The organism is Photobacterium damselae (assembly GCF_003026815.1).
GTDB lineage: Bacteria > Pseudomonadota > Gammaproteobacteria > Enterobacterales > Vibrionaceae > Photobacterium > Photobacterium damselae.
In genome coordinates, this window is sequence record NZ_PYOG01000008.1 from 102,548 (window position 1) to 127,055 (window position 24,508).

The 24,508-nt window shown below is 44.8% G+C and carries 23 protein-coding genes; 14 read left to right on the top strand and 9 right to left on the bottom strand.

Features of this window, described 5'->3' with window-relative positions:
- Positions 1 to 36: 36 nt before the first annotated feature.
- Positions 37 to 711, bottom strand: coding sequence for a RadC family protein (radC, locus tag CTN07_RS09885; RefSeq protein ID WP_005302532.1), 675 nt, complete (start codon positions 709 to 711; stop codon positions 37 to 39).
- Between the two features lie 263 nt (positions 712 to 974).
- On the opposite strand from radC, the gene coaBC reads away from it, so the two are divergent.
- The 3 genes from coaBC (at position 975) to slmA (ending at position 3,457) form a co-directional block, all read left to right on the top strand.
- A complete protein-coding gene (coaBC, locus tag CTN07_RS09890; protein WP_005302530.1) occupies positions 975 to 2,198 on the top strand; it encodes a bifunctional phosphopantothenoylcysteine decarboxylase/phosphopantothenate--cysteine ligase CoaBC in 1,224 nt (407 codons plus the stop codon).
- Between the two features lie 10 nt (positions 2,199 to 2,208).
- The gene (dut, locus tag CTN07_RS09895) at positions 2,209 to 2,664 is read left to right on the top strand and encodes a dUTP diphosphatase (RefSeq protein ID WP_005302528.1); all 456 of its coding nucleotides are present in this window, start codon (positions 2,209 to 2,211) and stop codon (positions 2,662 to 2,664) included.
- Between the two features lie 202 nt (positions 2,665 to 2,866).
- Positions 2,867 to 3,457, top strand: a complete 591-nt coding sequence (gene slmA, locus CTN07_RS09900) for a nucleoid occlusion factor SlmA (protein WP_005302526.1) — start codon at positions 2,867 to 2,869, stop codon at positions 3,455 to 3,457.
- 88 nt (positions 3,458 to 3,545) lie between these two features.
- Here slmA and pyrE read toward each other — a convergent pair whose 3' ends face one another.
- Entirely contained in the window at positions 3,546 to 4,187 is a 642-nt protein-coding gene (pyrE, locus tag CTN07_RS09905) for an orotate phosphoribosyltransferase (RefSeq protein WP_005302524.1), read from the bottom strand.
- A gap of 131 nt (positions 4,188 to 4,318) precedes the next feature.
- Entirely contained in the window at positions 4,319 to 5,035 is a 717-nt protein-coding gene (gene rph, locus CTN07_RS09910; protein ID WP_005302522.1) for a ribonuclease PH, read from the bottom strand.
- Positions 5,036 to 5,272: 237 nt separating this feature from the next.
- Here rph and CTN07_RS09915 point away from each other — a divergent pair, with 237 nt between their 5' ends.
- The 7 genes from CTN07_RS09915 (at position 5,273) to CTN07_RS09945 (ending at position 14,042) form a co-directional block, all read left to right on the top strand.
- Positions 5,273 to 6,136, top strand: coding sequence for a YicC/YloC family endoribonuclease (locus CTN07_RS09915; RefSeq protein ID WP_036764686.1), 864 nt, complete (start codon positions 5,273 to 5,275; stop codon positions 6,134 to 6,136).
- 211 nt (positions 6,137 to 6,347) lie between these two features.
- Positions 6,348 to 6,974 (top strand): guanylate kinase, encoded by a 627-nt coding sequence (gmk, locus tag CTN07_RS09920; RefSeq protein ID WP_036764682.1) that lies wholly within the window; start codon positions 6,348 to 6,350, stop codon positions 6,972 to 6,974.
- Positions 6,975 to 7,026: 52 nt separating this feature from the next.
- Positions 7,027 to 7,302, top strand: a complete 276-nt coding sequence (rpoZ, locus tag CTN07_RS09925; protein WP_005302516.1) for a DNA-directed RNA polymerase subunit omega — start codon at positions 7,027 to 7,029, stop codon at positions 7,300 to 7,302.
- An 18-nt stretch (positions 7,303 to 7,320) separates the two neighbouring features.
- On the top strand, positions 7,321 to 9,426 hold the full coding sequence (gene spoT / locus CTN07_RS09930; RefSeq protein WP_005302514.1) for a bifunctional GTP diphosphokinase/guanosine-3',5'-bis pyrophosphate 3'-pyrophosphohydrolase: 2,106 nt from the start codon (positions 7,321 to 7,323) through the stop codon (positions 9,424 to 9,426).
- Between the two features lie 98 nt (positions 9,427 to 9,524).
- Positions 9,525 to 10,235 carry a tRNA (guanosine(18)-2'-O)-methyltransferase TrmH gene (trmH, locus tag CTN07_RS09935; RefSeq protein ID WP_005302512.1) on the top strand — a complete coding sequence of 237 codons (711 nt, stop codon included), beginning with the start codon at positions 9,525 to 9,527 and terminating at the stop codon, positions 10,233 to 10,235.
- Between the two features lie 15 nt (positions 10,236 to 10,250).
- Positions 10,251 to 12,332, top strand: a complete 2,082-nt coding sequence (recG, locus tag CTN07_RS09940; protein ID WP_005302510.1) for an ATP-dependent DNA helicase RecG — start codon at positions 10,251 to 10,253, stop codon at positions 12,330 to 12,332.
- A 303-nt stretch (positions 12,333 to 12,635) separates the two neighbouring features.
- Positions 12,636 to 14,042 (top strand): uracil-xanthine permease family protein, encoded by a 1,407-nt coding sequence (locus tag CTN07_RS09945; RefSeq protein ID WP_005302508.1) that lies wholly within the window; start codon positions 12,636 to 12,638, stop codon positions 14,040 to 14,042.
- Between the two features lie 121 nt (positions 14,043 to 14,163).
- Here CTN07_RS09945 and envZ read toward each other — a convergent pair whose 3' ends face one another.
- Both envZ and ompR read right to left on the bottom strand, forming a co-directional pair.
- Entirely contained in the window at positions 14,164 to 15,516 is a 1,353-nt protein-coding gene (gene envZ / locus CTN07_RS09950) for a two-component system sensor histidine kinase EnvZ (RefSeq protein WP_005302506.1), read from the bottom strand.
- Between the two features lie 2 nt (positions 15,517 to 15,518).
- Positions 15,519 to 16,238: an osmolarity response regulator transcription factor OmpR gene (ompR, locus tag CTN07_RS09955; RefSeq protein ID WP_005302504.1), complete on the bottom strand. Its 720-nt coding sequence runs from the start codon at positions 16,236 to 16,238 to the stop codon at positions 15,519 to 15,521.
- 422 nt (positions 16,239 to 16,660) lie between these two features.
- Between ompR and greB the strand changes: the two genes are divergently transcribed.
- Entirely contained in the window at positions 16,661 to 17,137 is a 477-nt protein-coding gene (gene greB / locus CTN07_RS09960; protein ID WP_036764679.1) for a transcription elongation factor GreB, read from the top strand.
- 169 nt (positions 17,138 to 17,306) lie between these two features.
- Entirely contained in the window at positions 17,307 to 19,637 is a 2,331-nt protein-coding gene (locus CTN07_RS09965) for a Tex family protein (RefSeq protein WP_005302502.1), read from the top strand.
- Positions 19,638 to 19,785: 148 nt separating this feature from the next.
- On the opposite strand, the gene CTN07_RS09970 is transcribed toward CTN07_RS09965, so the two are convergent.
- Both CTN07_RS09970 and bioH read right to left on the bottom strand, forming a co-directional pair.
- Positions 19,786 to 20,151 (bottom strand): ATP-dependent Lon protease, encoded by a 366-nt coding sequence (locus CTN07_RS09970; RefSeq protein ID WP_229519503.1) that lies wholly within the window; start codon positions 20,149 to 20,151, stop codon positions 19,786 to 19,788.
- Between the two features lie 199 nt (positions 20,152 to 20,350).
- Positions 20,351 to 21,121, bottom strand: coding sequence for a pimeloyl-ACP methyl ester esterase BioH (bioH, locus tag CTN07_RS09975; RefSeq protein WP_005302500.1), 771 nt, complete (start codon positions 21,119 to 21,121; stop codon positions 20,351 to 20,353).
- A 33-nt stretch (positions 21,122 to 21,154) separates the two neighbouring features.
- Here bioH and CTN07_RS09980 point away from each other — a divergent pair, with 33 nt between their 5' ends.
- Positions 21,155 to 21,904 (top strand): ComF family protein, encoded by a 750-nt coding sequence (locus CTN07_RS09980; RefSeq protein WP_068945345.1) that lies wholly within the window; start codon positions 21,155 to 21,157, stop codon positions 21,902 to 21,904.
- Positions 21,905 to 21,990: 86 nt separating this feature from the next.
- Positions 21,991 to 22,569, top strand: a complete 579-nt coding sequence (gene nfuA / locus CTN07_RS09985) for a Fe-S biogenesis protein NfuA (protein ID WP_005302497.1) — start codon at positions 21,991 to 21,993, stop codon at positions 22,567 to 22,569.
- 85 nt (positions 22,570 to 22,654) lie between these two features.
- Here nfuA and CTN07_RS09990 read toward each other — a convergent pair whose 3' ends face one another.
- Positions 22,655 to 23,038 carry a 3D domain-containing protein gene (locus tag CTN07_RS09990; protein ID WP_036765226.1) on the bottom strand — a complete coding sequence of 128 codons (384 nt, stop codon included), beginning with the start codon at positions 23,036 to 23,038 and terminating at the stop codon, positions 22,655 to 22,657.
- A gap of 116 nt (positions 23,039 to 23,154) precedes the next feature.
- The gene (gene dinF / locus CTN07_RS09995; RefSeq protein ID WP_036765223.1) at positions 23,155 to 24,492 is read right to left on the bottom strand and encodes an MATE family efflux transporter DinF; all 1,338 of its coding nucleotides are present in this window, start codon (positions 24,490 to 24,492) and stop codon (positions 23,155 to 23,157) included.
- Between the last annotated feature and the right edge of the window lie 16 nt (positions 24,493 to 24,508).

Consider the following 24,508-nt stretch of genomic DNA (forward strand, 5'->3'; position numbering starts at 1 on the left):
ATCCTTTCTCACTTTTTTAATGAAAAATAGTGCAGATTATAGCCAACCTCGTTCAGCAAACGAGACTAACTCCCCATCACCAATGACAAAATGATCTAGGACGCGAATATCAACTAAAGCCAGTGCATCACTGATCTTTTGTGTAATTCGGCGGTCAGCTTGACTAGGTTCCGCAACGCCTGATGGGTGATTATGCGCTAAAATGGCCGCGGCTGCATTAAGTTCTAGCGATCTTTTTACAATTTCTCGCGGATATACGCTTGCACTGTCAATTGTGCCGAAAAAAAGCGCTTCTCCACAGATAACTCGATGCTGATTGTCTAAAAAAAGAACAAAAAAAACTTCTCGGTGTTGGTCGCGCAGCTTATGACTGAGGTAATTTCGGGTCTGTTGAGGAGATGATAAGACATCGAAACGTTTTAATGTCTCTTCTAAATGCCGTTCATTCATCGCAATCACGGCTTGCAGTTGAGCATATTTTGCCGGTCCTAATCCTTTATGCTGACAAAACGTTTTTTGATCGGCACTAAGCAATGCTCGTAATGAGCCAAATTCTTTTAATAAAAAATCAGCCAACTCAATGGCGTTCATTCCAGCAATTCCCGTTCGCAAAAAAATCGCCAGTAATTCGGCATCGGTTAACGCTTGAGCACCACGAGCCAATAATTTTTCTCGAGGCAAAGATTCATTGGGTAATAATTTAAGTGACATCGCTCGCTTCCTAATTGAACCAAGCAGAGGACAAGATTTACCAACGAAATTCAATATAGATCTAATGAATTGCCTCTATGGTGAGATCTTTTTCACGATCCAAGGATCTTTTGCCGATCTACCTTTCAGGAAAAACCTAACTCGGTCGAAATATACCCAAGCTAGCCGACTTTGTTGGTCGACTTTGATTTCAGCTCATGACCTCTTTCGGTTTTGGTGCTATTTTGTTGCACTTCTTAAGGCTCACAGAAACAGGCTAAATGATGCAGACATTAGCAGGAAAAAAGATTCTCTTAGGGATCAGTGGTGGTATAGCCGCGTACAAATGTGCCGAACTGACTCGTCGCTTAATTGAGCGTGGTGCTCAAGTACAGGTAGTGATGACCAAAGCGGCTAAAGAATTTATTACCCCATTAACCATGCAAGCTGTCTCAGGCAACCCCGTCTCTGACAGTCTGCTCAATCCTGCTGCTGAAGCGTCTATGGGTCATATTGAATTGGCAAAATGGGCCGATATCGTTTTACTTGCGCCAGCAACCGCAGATTTAATCGCTCGTGTCAGTGCAGGAATGGGTAATGATCTATTAACCACATTATGTCTTGCTACCGATGCACCTATTGCCGTTGCTCCTGCAATGAACCAACAGATGTATCGCAATATTGCCACGCAAGAGAACATCGCAACACTGGCTCGTCGAGGTTTTGAAATTTGGGGACCAGCTAGTGGCGAACAAGCCTGTGGTGATGTGGGCCCAGGTCGCATGTTAGAGCCGATGCAATTGGTTGAACGTATCGAACACTTCTTTGCACCAAAAGCACTAGCTGGGGTAAAAATTGCGATTACCGCAGGACCAACATGTGAAGCGATAGATCCCGTTCGTTATCTAACCAATCACAGCTCCGGTAAAATGGGCTATGCCATTGCTGAGGCTGCGGCAAAACAAGGTGCAGATGTCACCTTAATTAGCGGGCCTGTCAATCTTGCTACGCCAGCAGGGGTAAAACGCATTAATGTCTTTAGCGCTAAAGAGATGCATCAAGCTGCACTAGAGCAAGCTGTCTTACACCAAATCTTTATCGGTTGCGCCGCTGTGGCCGATTTCCGCCCAGCAGAAGTAGCTGAGCAAAAAATGAAAAAACAAGCAGATAGCGATGAGATGGTTATCCGCTTGGTGAAAAATCCAGATATTATTGCCGCTGTTGCCGCCCTTGAGCAGCAGCGTCCATTTACGGTAGGCTTTGCAGCTGAAACCCAAAATGTTGAGCAATATGCGATGGATAAGCTAAGTCGTAAAAAACTGGATCTTATCTGCGCCAACGATGTCTCAGCCCAAAATCAGGGGTTTAATAGTGACAATAATGCACTAACCCTATTTTGGCAGACAGGACAAAAAGAGTTACCTCTGTGCTCTAAAGCAGAGCTTGGCCAGCAACTTATCGCTGAAATTGCAGCCTTGTATCAACAATCAACGACATCATTGAGCTAAGAGTAAAAGCATGAAAAAAATCGACCTGAAAATTCTAGACCCACGAGTTGGTAACGAATTTCCACTGCCAGCATACGCAACTGAAGGCTCTGCTGGATTAGACCTTCGTGCTTGTTTAGATCAGGCATTAACTGTTGTACCCGGCGAAACTCACCTCGTACCAACCGGTTTAGCAATCCATATTGCCGATAACAGTTTAGCTGCCACCATTCTGCCTCGTTCTGGCCTAGGTCATAAGCATGGCATCGTATTAGGGAACTTAGTTGGTCTAATCGACTCTGACTACCAAGGTCAATTAATGGTATCAGTTTGGAACCGTGGTCAATCAACATTTACGATTGAACCTGGCGATCGCATTGCCCAATTAGTCTTTGTACCTGTAGTACAAGCTGAGTTTAACTTGGTAGAAGATTTTTCGGCAACAGACCGTGGTGAAGGTGGTTTTGGTCACTCTGGCCGTCAGTAAGCTGAGTTATTTTTCAGTTTAATCGATCAGAGCTAATACTTTCTTAACCATATAAAAGCGTGAGCAGTTAGCTTACGCTTTTTACTGATTAAGCCCCCAATATCTTGATTTGAATCTTTTCATAATTGAGGGTGATCGTTAATATGAGCGGGTTTCAAAAACTGTCGACAGGCAGTCACATAGAGAAAAGGAACGGTAATTCATGGCTGGCAACAAAAAAAATAATCGCCGCGAAGAGATCCTACAAGCATTAGCACAAATGCTGGAATCTCCTCAAGGTAGCCAACGCATTACAACAGTAAAACTGGCCGCTCAAGTCGGCTTTTCTGAGGCGGCACTGTATCGCCACTTCCCTAGTAAAGCTCGCATGTTTGAGGGGTTAATTGAGTTTATTGAAGACTCAATCACCACCCGTATTAACCGTATCCTTGATGACGAGAAAGACACCCTAAACCGCTTGCGTATGGTGTTACAACTGATTTTGGTGTTTGCAGAACGTAACCCAGGTCTGACTCGTATCATGACAGGTCACGCGTTGATGTTCGAACAAGATCGTCTTCAAGCTCGTATAAATCAGCTATTTGAACGTATTGAAACTCAACTGCGTCAGATTCTTCGAGAGCGTAAACTGCGCGAAGGTAAAGGCTTTCCGGTAGATGAAAGTATTCTTGCCGCTCAGTTATTAGGACAAGTGGAAGGCAGCTTAAACCGTTTTGTTCGTTCAAACTTTAAATACAAGCCGACCGAAAGCTTTGATGATTACTGGCAGCTACTAAGTTCACAACTTGGTTAAGAGGCTAGTAGCGAAAAACAGTAACTAAAAACAACAAGGGCTCATATTCTGAGCCCTTGTTTATTTTATTGCTTACTCAATAACTGTATTACACGCCGTATTGTTCGCGGTATGCTTGTACTGCAGCAAGGTGATCTGTCATACCTGGTTGTTCTTCCAAATAACGAACCACATCACCTAAAGAGACAATAGAGATAACGGCACAACCAAAATCGCGCTCAACTTCTTGAATCGCAGAAAGTTCACTCTTGCCTTTTTCTTGGCGATCGATAGCCACTAATACGCCTGCTAAATCCGCGCCATTAGCTTTGATGATTTCCATCGATTCACGAATTGCAGTACCGGCTGTGATCACATCATCAACCAGCATAATGCGGCCTTCTAATGGGCTACCCACTAAATTACCACCTTCACCGTGATCTTTTGCTTCTTTACGGTTAAAGCAGTAAGGCGTATCAATATCGTGTTGATCCGCTAGCGCAACTGCCGTTGTTGTTGCAATTGGAATGCCTTTATAAGCAGGACCAAATAGCACATCAAATTCAATCCCAGCATCAACTAAAGCTTCAGCGTAAAAACGGCCTAAACGAGCCAAGTCACGGCCAGTATTAAATAAGCCCGCATTAAAGAAATATGGACTCTTACGGCCAGATTTCAGTGTGAACTCACCAAACTTAAGTACGCCCTTTTCCAAAGCGAATTCGATGAACTGACGCTGATATGCTTTCATTGTGTCTCCTTAAACAACTTTCTAAATGTTACGCCAATTACGTATGGCAACACGCTGGGGTTTTGGAGATATTCCTCACTCCCATAAATTTTGCTCAAAAAAAAGCGGCTCCAATAGGAACCGCTCTACAATCAGTTAGCTAACGCTTGTTTTTGCTGGGCAATGATTTCGTTAATGCCTTCTTTGGCCAGAGCCAGCATAGCTAATAACTCTTCATGGCTAAAGGCTTCACCCTCTGCCGTACCTTGAATCTCAATCATCTTACCCTCTTCGGTCATCACCACATTCATATCGGTTTCTGCCGCAGAGTCTTCAAGATACTCTAAATCACAAATTGGCTCGCCGTTGTAAATACCAACCGACACCGCCGCAACCATCGTTTTCAGAGGATTCTTCTTAATCATGCCTTTCTCTAGCATGTAGTGAATTGCATCAACTAAAGCAACCATAGCACCAGTAATAGAAGCAGTACGAGTGCCACCATCAGCTTGGATAACATCACAGTCAACCGTGATCATCTGCTCGCCCAACACTTCTAAATCTACTGCAGCACGCAAGCTACGTGCAATCAGACGTTGGATTTCCATGGTGCGACCGCCCTGTTTGCCACTTGCTGCCTCACGACGATTACGTGAATGAGTTGCACGAGGTAGCATGCCATATTCTGCCGTTACCCAGCCTTTACCTTGTCCTTTTAGCCAACGTGGTACATTCTCTTCCACACTCGCCGTACAGATAACTTTCGTATTACCAAACTCAACCAACACTGAACCTTCAGCGTGAGCGGTAAATTGACGAGTAATAGTAATTGGACGGACTTGAGACGCACTTCTTCCGCTTGGACGCATGATGGTCTTTCCTTTAGCTGGATAACATTAACCGGCGATTATAGCGATATGTCGCCGGGACTGCACGAAAAACTCATCGAATACGTTGGTCAAAAGTAGCGCAGCTAAATGGTTTTTGCATATAATCAAAGTCACTTGTGTATCGACGCACTTTCTCATTGACTACACACTGTCTATCCATGCTTGTTAGCCAGTTTGAGCCGTCGCTACTCGTTTTAATAAAGGGGCCTAAAGCCAATGATCCATAGTATGACTGCCTATGCCCGTCGCGAAGTAAAAGGCGACTGGGGTACTGCTGTATGGGAAATCCGTTCCGTCAATCAGCGCTATCTTGAAACTTACCTACGTATGCCAGAGCAATTTCGTGGTCTAGAACCTGTATTGCGTGAGCGTTTCCGTCAGCGTCTAGCGCGCGGTAAAGTTGAATGTAATCTGCGTTTTGAAGCAAACCCTGCAGCTAATACTAACCTAACGATTAATGAAGCACTGGCAAAGCAAGTAATCAATGCGGCTAAGTGGGTAAAAGATACCTCAGGTGAAGGTAGCATTAATCCGTTCCAAGTTTTGAACTGGCCGGGCGTAATGGAAGCACCAGAGCAAGATCTGGATACTATTAATAAAGATCTTCTTGCTGGCTTTGATGCTGCAATCGATGACTTTATTGCAGCGCGTGCAAGCGAAGGCGATAACATGCGTGCCCTTATCGAGCAGCGTTTAGATGCGATCTCTGCAGAAGCAGGTAAAGTTCGTGCATTGATGCCAGAAATCATGACCTGGCAGCGTGAACGTATTATGTCTCGTTTAGATGAAGCAAAGATTGAACTTGATGCTAACCGTCTAGAGCAAGAGTTAGTAATGCTAGCGCAAAAGAGCGATGTAGCCGAAGAGCTTGATCGCCTAGACTCTCACGTAAAAGAGACACAAAAAATCCTAAAGAAAGGTGGCGCATGTGGTCGTCGTCTAGACTTTATGATGCAAGAGTTTAACCGAGAGTCAAATACCCTAGCCTCTAAGTCAATCAATACCGATGTGACCGCAGCTGCTGTTGAGCTAAAAGTGCTTATCGAGCAAATGCGTGAGCAGATCCAGAATATTGAATAAATCAGGCTCTATCTGACTTATTAAAAAGAGAGGCTCTTAGTAGCCTTTCTTTTGTTATGGCACTAAAAAACATTTCATCTAGGCTTATAAAAAGGCTAACGCAATGGCAGTTCGTGCGAAAAAAGATGAAATTTCAAACAAGCTGCTAATTTCAATTGTGCGCAGATCATGATAATCTGCGCGCCCTTCTATCACTGAGTGAAAATAGGCAATGAGCAAAGGTACTCTATACATCGTGTCGGCTCCAAGCGGTGCTGGTAAATCAAGTTTGATTAACGCCCTTCTGGAACAAAACCCGACCTATGACATAAAAGTATCCGTGTCCCACACTACACGTGGAATGCGTCCGGGTGAAGAACATGGCGTTCATTACAATTTCGTTAGCGTAGAAGAATTTACTGATTTGATTGCCCAAGGTGCATTCCTTGAACATGCTGAAGTATTTGGTAACTTCTACGGCACATCACGTCTATGGATTGAAGAGCAACTAAGCAAAGGTATCGACATCTTTTTAGATATCGACTGGCAAGGCGCACGCCAAATTCGCCAGCTAATGCCTAATGCAAAAAGCATCTTTATCCTGCCACCATCAAAAGAAGAGCTAGAGCGTCGTTTGAATGCTCGAGGTCAAGATAGTAGCGACGTTATTGCGGGCCGTATGCAAGAAGCTCGTTCTGAAATTTCTCACTATGACGAGTACGATTATGTGATCGTTAATGATGATTTCGACGTAGCTTTAATCGATTTTAAAGCGATTATTCGTGCAGAACGATTGAAGCAAGCGAAACAAGCTGCTAAATATAAGAGCATGTTGGCTGCACTACTGGCAGATCAATAAGTATTTTTGTACAATTTTCCCTCTTTTACTTATATAACCACTGGAGTCCTCCATGGCACGCGTAACCGTTCAAGACGCTGTTGATAAAATTGGCAACCGTTTCGATCTGATCCAAATTGCTGCTCGCCGCGCACGTCAAATGCAAACTGGCGCAAAGGATCCACTGGTTCCAGAAGAAAACGACAAGTACACAGTAATTGCACTTCGTGAAATCGAAGAAGGTCTAATTACTAAAGACATCCTAGATGCTCGCGAGCGTCAGGAACTGCAAGAGCAAGAAGCTGCTGAACTTGCAGCTGTAAGTGCTATTGCTGGCGGCAACCGTTAATTCAGGGAACCAGGCGAATTGTATCTATTTGATAGCCTGAAAGAAGTCGCAATTGAGTACCTGCCAGAGCCTCAGATCGAGGCTCTTAGGCAGGCTTATTTAGTTGCGCGCGACGCCCACGAAGGCCAAACACGCTCAAGCGGCGAACCTTACATTATCCACCCTATTGCTGTAGCTCGTATACTGGCAGAAATGCGCTTGGACTACGAAACGCTAATGGCAGCCCTTCTCCACGATGTAATTGAAGATACCGAAGTAACCAAGGATGACTTGGCAACACGCTTTGGCGATACAGTTGCAGAACTGGTAGACGGGGTCTCTAAGCTGGATAAGCTAAAATTCCGCGACCGTAAAGAAGCTCAAGCAGAAAACTTTCGCAAAATGATCATGGCAATGGCTCATGATATTCGCGTGATTCTGATTAAACTGGCCGACCGTACACATAATATGCGTACCCTTGGTGCTTTACGTCCGGACAAACGTCGTCGTATTGCCCGTGAAACCCTCGAAATTTTTTCTCCCCTCGCTCACCGTTTAGGTATTCATAACATCAAAACCGAACTCGAAGAACTCGGCTTTGAAGCACTGTACCCAAACCGTTATCGAGTGCTGAAAAATGTCGTCGCCGCGGCCAGGGGCAACCGCAAAGAAATGATCAATAAGATTCACGCTGAAATTGAGGGTCGCCTCGTTGATGCGGGAATTGATGCGCAAGTATTAGGTCGAGAGAAAAACCTGTACTCCATCTATAACAAGATGAAAAACAAGGAACTGCGTTTCCACTCCATTATGGATATCTACGCATTCCGAGTACTGGTTAAAGACATTGATACCTGCTATCGCGTCTTGGGTCAGGTGCACAACCTGTATAAACCACGCCCAAGTCGAATGAAAGACTACATCGCAATTCCAAAAGCCAATGGCTATCAGTCACTCCATACTTCATTAGTTGGCCCTCACGGGGTGCCTGTTGAAGTACAGATTCGTACCGAAGATATGGATCAAATGGCCGATAAAGGGGTTGCAGCACATTGGGCATACAAGAAAGATGGCGCAGGCTCTAGCACAACTGCTCAGCTAAAAGCGCAACGTTGGATGCAGAGTTTAATTGAATTACAGCAAAGTGCCGGTAACTCATTTGAATTCATCGAAAACGTTAAATCTGATCTCTGCCCAGATGAGATTTATGTCTTTACACCTAAAGGCCGTATTGTTGAACTGCCAATGGGCGCAACAGCGGTGGACTTTGCTTATGCTGTTCATACTGATGTCGGTAACTCTTGTGTCGGCTGTCGTGTTGAACGTCAACCATACCCATTAAGCAAGCCACTGAAAAATGGCCAAACTATCGATATCATCACCGCACCAGGCGCACGTCCAAATGCCGCTTGGCTCAACTATGTGGTAACTTCTCGCGCTCGTACTAAGATTCGTCAGGTACTGAAAACCATGCGCCGTGAAGAATCTATTACTCTTGGTCGTCGTTTGCTAAATCATGCCCTTGGTGGTGTGAAGCTAGACGAGCTGCCAAGTGAAAATATCGATAAAGTGCTAAGCGATCTTCGCATTGAATCAACCGATGAGCTTCTCACTGAGATTGGTTTAGGCGAATTGATGAGTGTGGTTATTGCCCGTCGATTATTGGGTAATGCCGATGAGCTTAATGCCAAAGATAACCACCACCGCCTACCTATCCAAGGGGCTGATGGTATCTTGCTAACGTATGCTAACTGTTGTCACCCAATTCCGGGCGATCCAATTGTTGCTCATGTTAGCCCAGGCAGAGGTCTAGTCATTCACCGTGAAGAATGTGCCAATATCCGAGGCCACCGTAAGGAGCCCGATAAGTACATGGCGGTAGAATGGAGCGATGATATTGAACAAGAGTTTGTCACCAACCTAAAAGTGGATATGCACAACCACCAAGGCGCACTGGCAGATCTTACCAATACCATTGCAGCAACAGGCTCTAACATTCAAGGCTTAGCCACCGAAGAAAAAGATGGTCGTCTCTACACCATCACAGTTCGACTGACCACCAAGAGTCGAGTCCATTTGGCAAGTATTATGCGCCGTATTCGCGTTATGCCAAACGTGGTACGAGTATCACGTCAAAAGAACTGATTTTTCTGAGCCATTTACGATCACAAACGCCCTTAACTGGGCGTTTTGTTTATCTCCCATGCAAGAAAAAAAGCTGGGTTTTCTTATAGGATTTATTTATGACTCCTGAGCGCTTTGAACGCATTTCACAAGTCTTAGCCACACGCCAACCCGATCTCACGGTTTGCCTTGAGCAGGTCCATAAGCCAAATAATGTTTCTGCCATCATTCGTACCGCAGATGCCGTTGGTGTTCATAAAGTTCATGCGGTATGGCAAGCAGAACAACTGCGTCTCCATAGCCACACCTCTGCCGGTTCTCGTAACTGGGTAGAACTTGAAACTCACGCCAATATTACTGATGCAGTACACGCAATGAAAGCACAAGGAATGCAGGTTCTGGCAACCAACTTATCTGAGCGAGCGGTTGATTTTCGCGAGATAGATTACACAAAACCGACTGCAATTATTCTCGGCGGCGAAAAACATGGGATCACTCCTGAAGCTTTAGCCCTTGCAGATCAAGATATCATTATTCCAATGGTGGGCATGGTACAGTCGTTAAATGTTTCAGTAGCCAGTGCCTTGATTCTGTATGAAGCACAACGTCAGCGCCAAAATGCTGGGATGTATCAGCGCACAGAAACACTATTGCCTGATGAAGTGGTTCATCGTATTTTATTTGAACGTGGCCACCCTGTGCTAGCTAACGTCGCCAAACGTAAAGGGCTGCCTTATCCTGAGCTTGATGCCGAAGGACAAATTGTGGCAGATGATGCTTGGTGGGCAACCATGCAAGCGGTCGAACCAAAGAAAAACAAACAAAAATAAACCATAGGATACGGGATGAGCGGACAACTTCTCGATACCATCGCAGTCAGCGAGTTAAGCGGCGTTGGTGCCAAAATGGCGGAGAAACTTAGCAAAATAGGCTTAAATTCGGTGCAAGACTTACTCTTTCACCTGCCTTTACGTTATGAAGATCGCACCCGTATTTGGCCTATGGGACAGATAAAACCAGGCCAGCACTTAACCGTTCAAGGTGAAGTCCTAACTTGTAATATGACCTTTGGCAAACGCAAAATGCTAACGGTTAAGATCGGCGATGATACTGGAGCGGTGACATTACGCTTTTTTAACTTCAATGCCGCTATGAAAAACAGCTTTATTGAAGGTCGTCAGGTCAAAGCTTATGGCGAAATCAAGCGGGGTCAATACGGCTTAGAAATCAATCATCCAGATTACCGTGTTTTCTCTGAGCCGACTGAATTGCGGGTAGAAGAAACATTAACTCCTGTCTACCCAACTACCGACGGATTGCGTCAACTCACCTTGCGTAACCTTACCGATCAAGCATTGAAATTATTAGATAAAGCGGCAGTGCGAGAGTTACTCCCAGAAGGACTCTATGATCGACAAATGACGCTAGCGCAAGCACTACACACCATGCACCGCCCAACTCCAGATATCTCTTTGGATCAACTAGAGACGGGAAAACACCCAGCGCAACAACGCCTTATCTTAGAAGAGCTTTTAGCGCAAAATTTATCGATGCTGGCTCTACGCAGTAAAGGTCAACAGCACAACAGTTGGCCGTTATCTGCTACAGATACCCTAAAGCAACAGCTGCTTAGCGCCTTACCCTTCACCCCAACTCGCGCGCAACAACGTGTAGTGGCTGAGATTGAAAACGACCTAAGTCTAACCCAGCCTATGATGCGCTTGGTGCAAGGTGATGTAGGCTCGGGGAAAACCTTGGTAGCCGCGCTCAGTGCTTTACGAGCAATTGAACATGGCTATCAAGTGGCATTAATGGCTCCAACTGAACTGTTAGCCGAACAACATGCGATCAACTTTGCCAATTGGTTTAACCCTCTTGATATTCAAGTCGGTTGGCTAGCGGGTAAGTTAAAAGGCAAAGCACGAGAAAAAGAGTTAGAAAAAATAGAATCTGGCAGTGTCAAAATGGTGGTCGGTACTCATGCTCTGTTTCAAGAGCAGGTCAAATTTGCCAATCTTGCTTTGGTGATCATCGATGAACAGCACCGTTTTGGTGTCCACCAGCGGTTAGAATTGCGAGAAAAAGGGGCAAACGACGGTCGTTATCCCCATCAGCTGGTCATGACGGCAACGCCAATTCCGCGCACATTAGCCATGACCGCTTACGCCGATATGGATACCTCGATAATTGATGAGTTACCACCGGGACGAACGCCTATCACGACTGTTGCGGTACCTGATTCCCGTCGTGATGACATCATTGAACGAATTCGTCACGCTTGCCAAACCGAAGGACGTCAAGCGTATTGGGTCTGTACGTTAATAGATGAATCTGAGGTGCTTGAAGCACAAGCCGCATCCGATACTGCTGCTGATTTAACGGAAAAATTACCTGAACTAAAAATTGGCTTAGTTCATGGCCGAATGAAAGCGCAAGAAAAACAACACATCATGGCGCAATTTAAAGCAGGTGAATTGGATTTACTGGTCGCAACAACGGTCATTGAAGTGGGCGTGGATGTGCCTAATTCCAGCTTAATGGTGATTGAAAATCCAGAACGATTAGGTTTGGCTCAGCTCCACCAGCTTCGAGGTCGCGTAGGTCGAGGTAACATTGCCAGTCACTGTGTCTTACTTTATAAATCACCGCTTTCGAAAACGGCGCAAAAACGACTTGGTGTATTACGAGAAAGTAACGATGGGTTCGTTATTGCACAACGGGATCTGGAAATTCGCGGCCCAGGTGAATTATTAGGTACTAAGCAAACAGGTATTGCTGAATTTAAAGTCGCAGATCTGGTACGTGACCAATATATGATTCCACAAATTCAAAAGCTGGCTCGTTATATTCATCAGAACTATCCAGATAACGCCAAAGCTATTATTGATCGTTGGCTTGCTAATCGAGAAAACTACTCTAACGCCTAAAGATCGGTCTAGAAAGCGCGAAAAGTAGGAGCTAGCTTGTTCCTACTTTTCCAACAACAGCAGAAATCCCCCGTAGCATTCCTGATGAACATCTCCCTACTCAGCCATAAACAAAACAGACGCAAACGTTTGCTATTTTATGAAACTACTCTACAATAGCGCTCGACTCTCAACCGCTCAGCATTTGGGGTCTTAGACGTTCTGAGTAACAGCAATCACAGATATTGGCGTCTTTGATCATTTGTCGCCCATTCAGCGCAGCAAAACCAAGCAATTGAGCCAACACAATTAGGAACCATGGCAATGTCGAGCCAACCAAAGCGCAATAGCGATCTTATTTATGGATTAAACGATCGCCCTCCTTTTGCCCAAAGTCTGTTTGCCGCAACCCAACATCTGCTGGCAATGTTTGTCGCAGTGATCACCCCATCATTGATTATCTGCCAATCATTGGGTTTGCCTGCCAGCGATACCAATACCATCGTCAGTATGTCGTTGTTTGCCTCTGGTATTGCCTCGTTTATTCAAATTCGTACCTTTGGCCCGGTTGGCTCAGGACTGCTTTCAATTCAAGGCACCAGCTTTAACTTTTTAGGTCCTATCATTGGTGCAGGGCTAGCATTAAAAGCAGGTGGTGCTGATATCCCAACCATGATGGCCGCTATTTTCGGTACAATCTTATTTGCCTCTTTAACCGAAGTGGTGATTTCACGTATTTTGCAACATGCTCAACGCGTTATTACTCCTTTAGTCTCTGGCATTGTGGTTACCCTAATTGGTCTAACTCTGATTCAGATCGGACTAACTTCTATCGGTGGTGGTTATAGTGCAATTGAAAGTGGCACCTTCGGCAGCTTAAATAACCTTCTGCTTGCTGGTACTGTACTGGGCTTTATAGTGTTACTTAACCGAGTACGTAACCCTTATTTACGCGTCTCTTCTATCGTGATTGCAATGGCGATGGGTACCCTATTGGCGTGGTTTATGGGCATGGTAGATAGTTCTAAAATGGCACAAACCGATCTGATTGCCATTCCAATGCCGATGCAATACGGGCTAGGCTTTGACTGGGGACTGCTTATTCCTCTTATGATCGTTTTTGCCATTACCTCTCTAGAAGCCATTGGTGATATTACCGCAACCTCCGAAACCTCAGAGCAGCCTGTTGCAGGTCCGGTCTATCTAAAACGAATCAAAGGCGGAGTTCTTGCCGATGGTATTAACTCAGCACTTGCTGCCGCGTTAAACAGTTTCCCTAACTCAACGTTCAGTCAAAACAACGGCATCATTCAATTAACGGGTGTGGCAAGTCGATACATTGGCTACTTTGTTTCTGCCATGCTGGTGCTGCTAGGTCTGTTTCCTGGCGTTGCAAATTTGGTTCAGCTAATCCCTGAGCCAGTACTGGGCGGAGCCACCATTGTGATGTTTGGTACCATTGCCGCATCAGGTGTTCGTATCATCTCCCGTTGTCATCTCGATCGCCGCGCAATTTTGATTATGGCACTCTCTTTTTCTATGGGTCTGGGTATCGCTCAAAAACCTGAAATCTTGCAATTTATGCCTGACATCGTCAAAAGTATCCTCTCTTCTGGCATGGCAGCAGGTGGTATTACCGCTATCTTGCTTAACCTGATTTTGCCAGAAGAGCACACGCAAACTCAGGCAGAAACAGAGCAAGAACTAGAACAACAAGTTGCGCCAAACTAAACGCCTCATCTCCCTCTAAGGGAAAAAACGTACCAACAAAAAGCCCACAGTTCATAACAAACTGTGGGCTTTATTATTTAGCTCGATACATTATCAAGAGTAAGCATTGCCAGCTATACGATTACAGTAAGGTTAACTTGCTGCCTTTTCCGTTTGCAAGTGGCAGATTAATCTGTACTCGCAATCCACCCTCACTGCGGTTGGTCACATTGATGGTGCCTTCATGCTGATCGATAATGCGCTTTACAATTGCTAAGCCCAATCCTGTACCTTCAGCATCACTGCCGCGGGCAGAATCGCCTCGGGTTAAAGGTTGAAACATACGAGTCACTTCATCAGGGGCAATACCCGGACCATTATCTTCAACACAGAACCATGCAGTTTGTCGATCGGCAGAAGCTCCACTGCTTATCTTAATCCAACCGTCACCATAACGAATCGCATTAACAACCAAGTTAGACACACAACGTTTCAGGGCTACGGTATTGGCTCGAACAACGCCAGGGACTTGTCCTAGCTCTTGTTCGATATGTCGCTCATACCCACCTTCAGCTTCGGCAACTTCTTGCAATAAGGTGTTTAACTCAACATCCTCTTCTTCCTGCTTTTTAGTCGATTTTAGGTAATCCATAAACTGACTGATGATCTCGTTACACTCTTCAGTATCTTTGATCATACTCTCAGCCAGATACCCATCTTCAGGCGACATCATTTCGGTAGCAAGACGAATTCGAGTCAAAGGTGTACGTAGGTCATGGCTAACCCCGGCCAATAATAGAGCGCGATCATCTTCAAGCTGCTTAATCCCTTCAGCCATCTTATTGAAAGCCTTCGTGACCGCTCGAATTTCAGATGCGCCTTGGACCGGTAATGGTGGTGGAATATCACCTTTTGCTACCTGCATCGCGGCTTGTTCTAGCGCCATTAACGGCCTATTTTGGATCCGAATAAACATCCAACCGCCAACAATCACCATGACCGCAATAACCAAGCTATAGATAATTAATGGAGAAAAATCATCTTCTTGCAGAGCTGATAGTGGTACCCGAAGCAAATAATTAGGCATGGCCTCACAGTGCATCCACAGCTCATAACTGTCGGCGCCTAATAATAATCTGACATCGGTGGGAGATTTAAGCTCATGACTCATCTCTTCACTGAGATAATCAATGTGTGTTGCTTGCTCAAACTCTTTAGCTTCTAGGCTGTTTACCGCAACCACGGTTACCCCAAGTTGCTCAAGTAACTGGCGTCTAACAGGACGGTCAAGGTGGAATTTTTCCCCATCGGCCATATCCAAGTCTTCTTTCATCATCAAACGAACCTCATAAGCTAAGATTCGATTAAATTGCTGAATACTTGGTAATAGCGCGTAATTAACCACAGTAAGATAGGAAAAAATCTGGCTTGCGATCAGCAAGCCAGCTAGCAAAATGATGGTACGAGCAAGCGTACTATGAGGCGAAAGACGCATGATTACGCCTCTTGTCCATCCGGTACAAACACGTAACCAAGACCCCATACAGTCTGAATGTAACGTGGACGACTTGGATCCTCTTCTACCATTCGACGTAAGCGAGAGATCTGAACATCAATTGAACGCTCCATCGCCGAATACTCTCGACCACGAGCCATGTTCATCAACTTATCACGCGACATCGGCTCACGAGCATTGGTCACAAGCGCTTTCAGTACAGCAAATTCGCCCGAGGTTAATGGCATTGGTTCATCGCCACGGAACATTTCACGGGTACCGAGATTTAAACGAAAGTCACCAAACTCAATCACTTTGCTATCAATGCTTGGTGCTCCTGGAGCTTCAATCGTCTGACGTCGTAATACGGCGCGAATACGAGCTAACAACTCACGCGGGTTAAACGGTTTTGGCAGATAATCATCCGCGCCAACTTCTAAACCCACAATGCGATCAACTTCGTCGCCTTTTGCCGTTAGCATCAAAATCGGTAGCATATTATTGGCGTTACGCAGACGACGGCAAATTGATAAGCCATCTTCACCCGGCAACATTAAGTCAAGCACCATCAAATGAAAGTTTTCACGCGCCAATAAGCGATCCATCTGTTCACCATTTGCCACGCTGCGTACTTGAAAGCCTTGTTCTGATAAATAGCGCTCAAGCAAAGCACGTAGACGCATATCATCATCAACAACCAGAATCTTAAAATTTTCCTGCATATATCACCTTCATTGATCGTGCCTTTAACACGAAACCTAGTGTACGTGACAGACGCCAACTCATGCTGAATTTCGTCATTAAAACGTTCACTAAATTGTTACAGATTATGTCGCTTATTGCCGAGCTTTGGTCATCAACTACGAAGATGAGTTCCATACTGCGACATCCAAAATCATCTACTCATGTTATAGCACTTACAAAACGACAAGATAAGATAGATTTATTTTCTTGTCGATATAGCTAGAACCAAACAACCACTTATGATTTGTTACTATAATATCTAATTTATTATCACTTAAAGGCATACATAAATCGAAATCTACCATTAGTCAATTGGTTGTTCTTTTTCTGTTGACCGCGCCCCATTTCATCGTCACTATTTTGGCTCTGCAACTAAGCAGAATGAACGTTAGAGGCTTAAATGAAAACCAATTTGGTGACCCGTGAAGGTTATAACAAGCTAAAAGCTGAACTTGATTATCTCTGGCGAGAAGAGCGTCCTGAAGTGACCAAAAAGGTAACTTGGGCCGCAAGCCTTGGTGATCGCAGCGAAAATGCTGACTATCAATATAATAAAAAACGTCTGCGTGAGATTGATCGTCGAGTACGTTATTTACGAAAACGTCTTGAGATAATGCAGGTTATTGATTATTCACCACAGCAAGATGGCAAAGTCTTTTTTGGTGCTTGGGTCGAAATTGAGAACGAAGAAGGTGAAACACTCACCCTACGTATTGTTGGCCCTGATGAGATTTATGGCCGCAAAGATTACATCTCAATCGACTCACCAATGGCCAGAGCCCTACTGAAAAAAGAAGTGGATGATGAGGCTGTGGTGCAAACCCCTCTGGGTCAAAAGTTGTGGTTTATTAATGCAATTCGCTATCAAGCATCTTAATAATTTTACACCGTGCGATAGACCCTCTTTAGGCTATCGCATATTTTTTTGCTGTAAGCTTACTGATCTGCGTCTAAACAAGCTCCGCATATAACACAGTTCTAACTTGCCTCCCCTCAATTCCCCCGTAGAATGACTGCAGTTATCGACAAAGTAAGAGAAATAACGGATGAATAACTCTATCAACCAGCTTATTGCCTCCGAATTGAATGTTCGCCTAGAGCAGATCAATGCGGCAGTAAGCCTGCTAGATGATGGTAATACGGTGCCTTTTGTTGCCCGTTATCGTAAGGAAGTGACTGGCGGTTTAGACGATACTCAACTGCGTAACCTTGAATCTCGTCTTGGTTATCTACGTGAGCTCGATGATCGCCGTAAAGTGATTTTAAAATCTATCAGTGAGCAAAATAAGCTAACGCCTCAACTAGAAGCAGAAATAAACCAGGCCGACAGCAAAACTCGTCTTGAAGACCTTTACCTACCTTATAAACCAAAACGTCGTACAAAAGGGCAAATTGCGATTGAAGCAGGTATTGAGCCTCTTGCAGACCTATTGTGGCAACATCCAGACACAGATCCTGAAATAGCAGCGCACAATCATATTGATGCCGATAAAGGATTTGCAGATACCAAAGCGGTTCTAGATGGCGCACGAGCTATCTTGATGGAGCGTTTTGCTGAAGATGCGGCTCTACTTGAGAAGATCCGCCGTCATCTCACCGAACAAGCTGAGTTAACGTCACGTGTTGTTGATGGAAAAGAACACGAAGGCGCGAAATTCAAAGACTATTTTGAATACAGTGAGAAAGTTAAACAGATCCCATCTCACCGTGCTCTAGCGCTATTTCGTGGTCGTAATGAAGGCTTTTTACAGCTATCTCTTAATGCCGACCCAAACCAAGATGAATCCGTACGTGGCTCATATTGCGAAGTGATTATTGCCGATCACTACAAAGTTCAGTTAGGCACTAAGCCAAGTGATGCATGGCGTAAACAAGTGATCAGTTGGGCATGGCGCATTAAAATTCTAATGCACATGGAAACTGAGTTAATGGCAGCCCTACGCGAACGCGCAGAAGACGGTGCAATGCAAGTGTTTGCCGATAACCTTAAAGACCTATTAATGGCAGCGCCTGCCGGTCCTCGTGTCACGCTTGCTATCGACCCGGGTCTACGTACAGGCTCAAAAATTGCCGTAGTTGATGAAACCGGTAAGTTATTAGATACGGCAACAATCTACCCTCACGCCCCTCACAACAAAATTGCTGAAGCGGGTAAAGTAGTACTGGCTTTCATTGCTAAATATCAAGTAAATCTGATTGCTATTGGTAATGGTACAGCTTCGCGTGAAACCGACAGCTTTGTGGCTCAGCTGATTAAAGATAACGGCTTAAAGGTCCAAAGTATCATGGTTAGTGAAGCAGGTGCTTCCGTTTACTCAGCATCAGAGCTCGCGGCTAACGAGTTCCCAAATCTTGATGTGTCTATTCGTGGTGCAGTCTCTATCGGTCGTCGCCTACAAGATCCCCTCGCTGAATTAGTGAAAATTGATCCAAAATCCATTGGTGTGGGTCAATACCAACATGATGTTAGTCAGAGCATGCTGGCAAAACGTCTTGATGCTGTCGTTGAAGACTGTGTAAACGCCGTGGGTGTCGATGTTAATACGGCATCAGCACCATTACTCACTCGCGTGGCAGGTCTTAATGCTACTATCGCGCAAAACATTGTTAATTATCGTGATGAAAAGGGCCGTTTTGAAGCACGTACTACGCTGAAAAAAGTGGCGCGATTAGGGCCGAAAGCATTTGAGCAGTGTGCAGGTTTCTTACGAATCATGAACGGTAAAAACCCACTCGATGGCTCTGCTGTTCACCCGGAATCTTATGAAGTTGTAAAACGCATCGCCAGTGCAAACGACAAATCGTTGGACGCTATCATTGGTAACAGCGAGTTTCTGCGCACCTTAAAAGCGGTTGACTACACCGATCAGCATTTTGGTCTACCAACGGTAACGGACATCATTAGTGAACTTGATAAGCCAGGCCGAGACCCTCGCCCTGAGTTTAAAACTGCAACCTTTGCGGAAGGCGTTAATGAAGTTAAAGATCTGATTCCAGGTATGATTTTAGAAGGGGTTATCACCAACGTAACGAACTTCGGTGCCTTTGTTGATGTTGGCGTACACCAAGATGGTTTGATTCATATTTCTGCCCTATCCGATAAGTTTGTTTCTGACCCTCGTGAAGTGGTTAAAGCGGGCGATATCGTAAAAGTAAAAGTGATGGAAGTGGATCTACAGCGTAAACGTATTGGTATGTCGATGCGTTTAAATGACGAACCTGGCGCAGAAAAGCCAACTCGCCAATCACGTCCACAAGCTGATCGCCGTCAAGAGAATCGCCCTCGTAGCAATCACTCAGATCGCAATCAAAACAATACCGACAGTGCTTTTGGTGGTGCTTTTGCGGCTGCGTTTGCTAACGCCAAGAAAAAGTAATCACTAGCAAGTTGAACTATCATGCCCAGCGTTTATCGTTGGGCATTTTTCGATTCATGCATCCAACTAAATAACACTAATGGCTCCAAGTACCGATACTATTGTTCTAACTCTTCTTACCGTAACGCTCTTTAGATATTAACCAAGGCTAGATTTTTACCAACATGGCATTAGGCGGATTGGGCACAGTTGCAAGCGCATAATGATGGCTAATCACCCCTTTCGTTCGCTCCACCTCACTAATTTGCGCCAACTTTTCCAATAACTCTCGTGGCAACTTAATGTGCATCGAATAGCCATGATCACTCTCAGCTAAATAGCTATCGGCAGACAGTGCCGCGACTAAGGTTTCTAACCGTTGTTGATAACCCCGATGCTTAGCCCACTGCTTTTGTTGCTCAATCGGCGGACGCTCCTCTTCTGCTATCGAACGATAAGCCCGCTCATCACCTTGAACACCCCGCTCTTGCAAGTTAGCTGTGGGCTCGGTGGTCGCCACAATTTTTTCTCGCACCCGATTTTCCCGCGCAGCTTGTTCTGTCGGAGGATTCACCGAAGGCGAACTGATCGGCGTGCCAGCTTGAATAGGAGAAATAATCATATGTTCAGTCTATGCCAACCTAGAGAAAAGAGAAAAAGTGAACGATGGCTAACGATATTATCGGCAAGACTGAACAAAAATTGAGCTTTAAATTACATTTATTAGCGATTAATTATGGATGGCAAAATGCCAATAACGGATCGATAAACTGCTCGGGATGAGAAATAAAAGGGGCGTGAGAAGCTTGCTCAAACACAACCGCTTGAGATTGTGGTGCCAGTCGCTCCATTTCAGTACACGTTTTCACTGGAACCAAACCGTCTAAGCGACCATACAAACGCAACCAAGGTTGGCAAATAGCCCCCAGTTGTGGTCGTAAATCCTGCTCAGCTAATAACTGTAATCCAATCTGTAACGCGGCTAATTGCGGTTGAGGCTTAGCCAGTACCGCTTGTTTTACTTGTTTAATATCTTGTCGTGCACTCGGGCTGCCCATCGTCTGTAATGCCATAAAACGTTCTATGGTAGGCTGAAAATCAAGTTCTAATTGCGCCATAAACGCTTGTAACACCGCAGGCTTAATTCCTTTCCAATTTTCAGAAGCGGCAAAACAAGGAGAACTGGCAACCGTAATAAGATGACTCACTCGCTCCGGAGCTCTCAAGGCAATTTCGGTGGCAACCAATCCACCTAATGACCAACCGAGCCAAGCGGCTTGCTCAACTGGAGCTGACAGATACACCTGTTTGGCAATCTCAGTAAGGCTGGATGCAGAAGGCAATGCACTCTCTCCGTAACCGGGAAGGTCGCAACAATGCACCGTAAAATGCGAAGTTAGGAGCGGCATCACAGGTTGCCATACCGCACTGTTCATTCCCCAGCCATGAATGAGAACCAAATCTGGTCCTTGCCCTTGAGTGTGCCAAAATAACTCTGCTGCCATGTAAGCTGGTTCCTTATTTATAAACGGTAATCGATGATGTGGCACTCCATTCTATCTAAGCTCAACCCAGAATCAATTTTAGCGTGGCACTGCCGATTATGTCGCTTACCGTTAAGTTCTGGACAACAGTTATGGTGTGATAACTGTCGCCGTCATATCGAGCAATTGCATTATTGCCAGCGTTGTGGGGCCACCTTAACCCAATCGGCATCGACATTGACTTGTGGCCGATGCTTAGTGTCACCACCGCCTTGGCACCATTTTTATCGCCTTGGTCTTCATCAATTTCCCCTCAAGCAAGTCGTGCACCAATTTAAATTCCAACGCCAATTTTATCTTGCAGCACCTTTAGCCCAATGGCTGGCACAACAAATTGAGCAACCAGCACCTGTGTTACTACCAGTACCACTACACCGTTATCGACTTTGGCAACGAGGGTTTAATCAAAGTACGCTACTGGCTTGGTCTTTAGCTAAAGCTCTAAATAGCGAATGTCTATCTCATGGTTTCATCCGTACTCGTCATACACCACCACAAAAGAAGCTTAAACGCTCTGAACGACAGCAAAATTTAAAAGGGGCATTTCAATTACAGGCAAAGCAACTGCCACCCCATATTGCACTGGTCGATGATGTTGTTACCACAGGAAGTACCTTGAAAGAGCTCATCAGCTTATTACCATCTCATATAGAACGGATCGATGTGTACGCTTTGAGTTATACCCCAGTAACACAATTTCAAGTTTCTCCTCGCAAATCGGACAAAACTGGGGTTAAATCATAGATGATACTATTAGATGGTGATAGAAAAGCGATTCAATAGTACAATAGCTAAATCTTACTAAATAAGTCGGGTATTACGTCGTGTCAATGATCACTATTTCTGCCAGCGCTCAGGAGCACTTTGGCAAACTGCTAGCTCAACAACCTGAGGGCACCAATATTCGAGTATTCGTAGTTAACCCAGGTACGCCTAATGCGGAATGTGGTGTTTCTTACTGCCCACCAGAAGCAGTAGAAGCTAACGATACTGAAATTAAGTTCGATTTGTTCTCCGCTTTTGTTGACGAGCTAAGCTTGCCATTCCTAACAGATGCACAGATCGATTTTGTTACCGATAAAATGGGTTCTCAGCTAACACTTAAAGCACCAAATGCTAAAGTGCGTAAAGTAGCTGATGATGCTCCACTTATGGAACGCGTAGATTACGTAATCCAAACCCAAGTAAACCCTCAACTTGCAGGCCATGGCGGTCACATCTCTCTGATTGAGATCACTGAAGATGGCATCGCTGTCATTCAATTTGGTGGCGGTTGTAACGGTTGTTCTATGGTTGATGTCACGCTAAAAGAAGGCATTGAAAAAGAACTATTAGCTCAATTTGAAGGTGAGCTAAACGCCGTTCGTGATGTAACCGAACACGCTCGTGGTGATCACTCTTACTACTAATTCAGTTAAGAATGACTATCATAAAAAAAACCGCAATATCTGATGAGATTGCGGTTTTTTTATCGTGATTATTTACTGTCGATATCTACAGAACGGTTAAGGTGACTTTTCGTCGTCCCCACTGCTTAGCAGCCCGAATATCTTTTCCCATATAAATATCGATTTTATTGCGCCAGCGGTGATGCATTTTATCTAGCACCACATATTCACCGGGTAACCCAGAGATTTTGACTTTCGTTCCTCGTTTTAGTCCTTTCCCTAATAAATCTCGTGATACAGCAATGGCTTTCATGCCTGGCTTTAATCTATCGCCCCATGCTGCAATGCTGGGATTTGAGTTAGTTTGTGCTCGTACTGAGTTATAGGCTGTCGCCGTCACTGTCATTTTACGGGCTTTACTCGCATACGCTGTCGAGGTAAAACTGACACTCATTAAGAGGACAAAAAGTAATAAAAACGCTTTTCTCATCTCTTCCACCTGTGCAAAACTTGAGCGCATTTTAACCAAAACGCCCTTCAGATAGATAGTGTTTTTTGCTCTTTTTGTTGTAAATTTATGCGATCTATCTATAACTCATTGTTTATTCAGGACAGTGATAGAAAGATATTTTTCCGCCATTGATAAGCAAAAACCACGGCAAGAGTCAGACCTCGCATCGCCATAAAGGCTAACATCGCAGCCCAAAGTGCATGATTTCCGTAGCTAGATAGCGCCCACCACACCACAAAAAATGTGCAAATAGCGACAAACATACTATTGCGCATTTCACGACCTCGTGTCGCTCCAACAAAGATGCCATCCAATAGAAAACACCACATCGAAACCAGCGGCACAGCAGTAAGCCAAGGAAGATAAATAGCAGCCTGTTGTTGAACCTGAGGAATGCTGGAGATCAGATTAATAATCGATGACCCAAAACAGACAAAAGCCAAAGTCAGTAACAGTGAGATCATCAAGCTCCAAAATGTGGTTCCCGTTAAATAACGACCAAGCTCTTGTTTATCCTTGGCTCCCACAGCCTTACCGACTAACGCTTCCATGGCATAAGCAAAACCATCCATCGCATAAGAGACCAACATTAAAAAGCTCATCAGTACCGCATTGGCTGCCACTACATTATCGCCCAGCGTTGCCCCTTGAAAGGTCATAAAAGTAAAAGCGGCTTGTAAACATAAGCTACGTAAAAAGATATCTCGATTGAGTTTGAGCAAACGCCCCATGCCATAACGTAATGCGCTGAGTTTTTCTTTTAACGGTGGTAATTGCTGCTGTTGCCAATGGCGAGCAACAAAATAGAACCCCAATAACATGCCACTATAATCGGCAATGACAGAAGCACTTGCTGCACCTTGCACCTTCCAATGCAGCCCTAAGACAAAGAACACATCGAGGACAATATTAACAAGGTTGGTAACAATCAATAACCACATCGGTGCACGAGCATTTTGAGCTCCCAACAGCCATCCCATGATCACCAAATTGGCTAATGCTGCAGGCGCGCCCCAAATACGAATAGAAAAATATTGCCCGGCATACTCTTTAACTTGCGCACTAGCATCACTGAAATGAAAAATAAGTTGGCTAACGGGCTGATGGAACACAATTAAGAGTAAAGCCAATAACCAAGCTAACCCAATCCCCTGAACAAAGATGGTCGCTTGACCTGATCTATCTTGGCGACCAACAGCTTGCGCATTAATCCCTGTGGTTGCCATACGTAAAAAACCTAACAACCAGAACGTCACATTGATCATGGTGCCACCTACGGCAACCCCGCCTAAATACCAAGCATGTTCTAGATGTCCAATAACCGCCGCATCAACAAGGCCCAGCAGCGGTACCGTAATATTAGAAAGCACCATTGGCAGTGCTAAAGCAAACACTTGGTAGTGGAGAGATTTATCTTTTAATGCCGCAAGCACACACACCTCTTTAGTT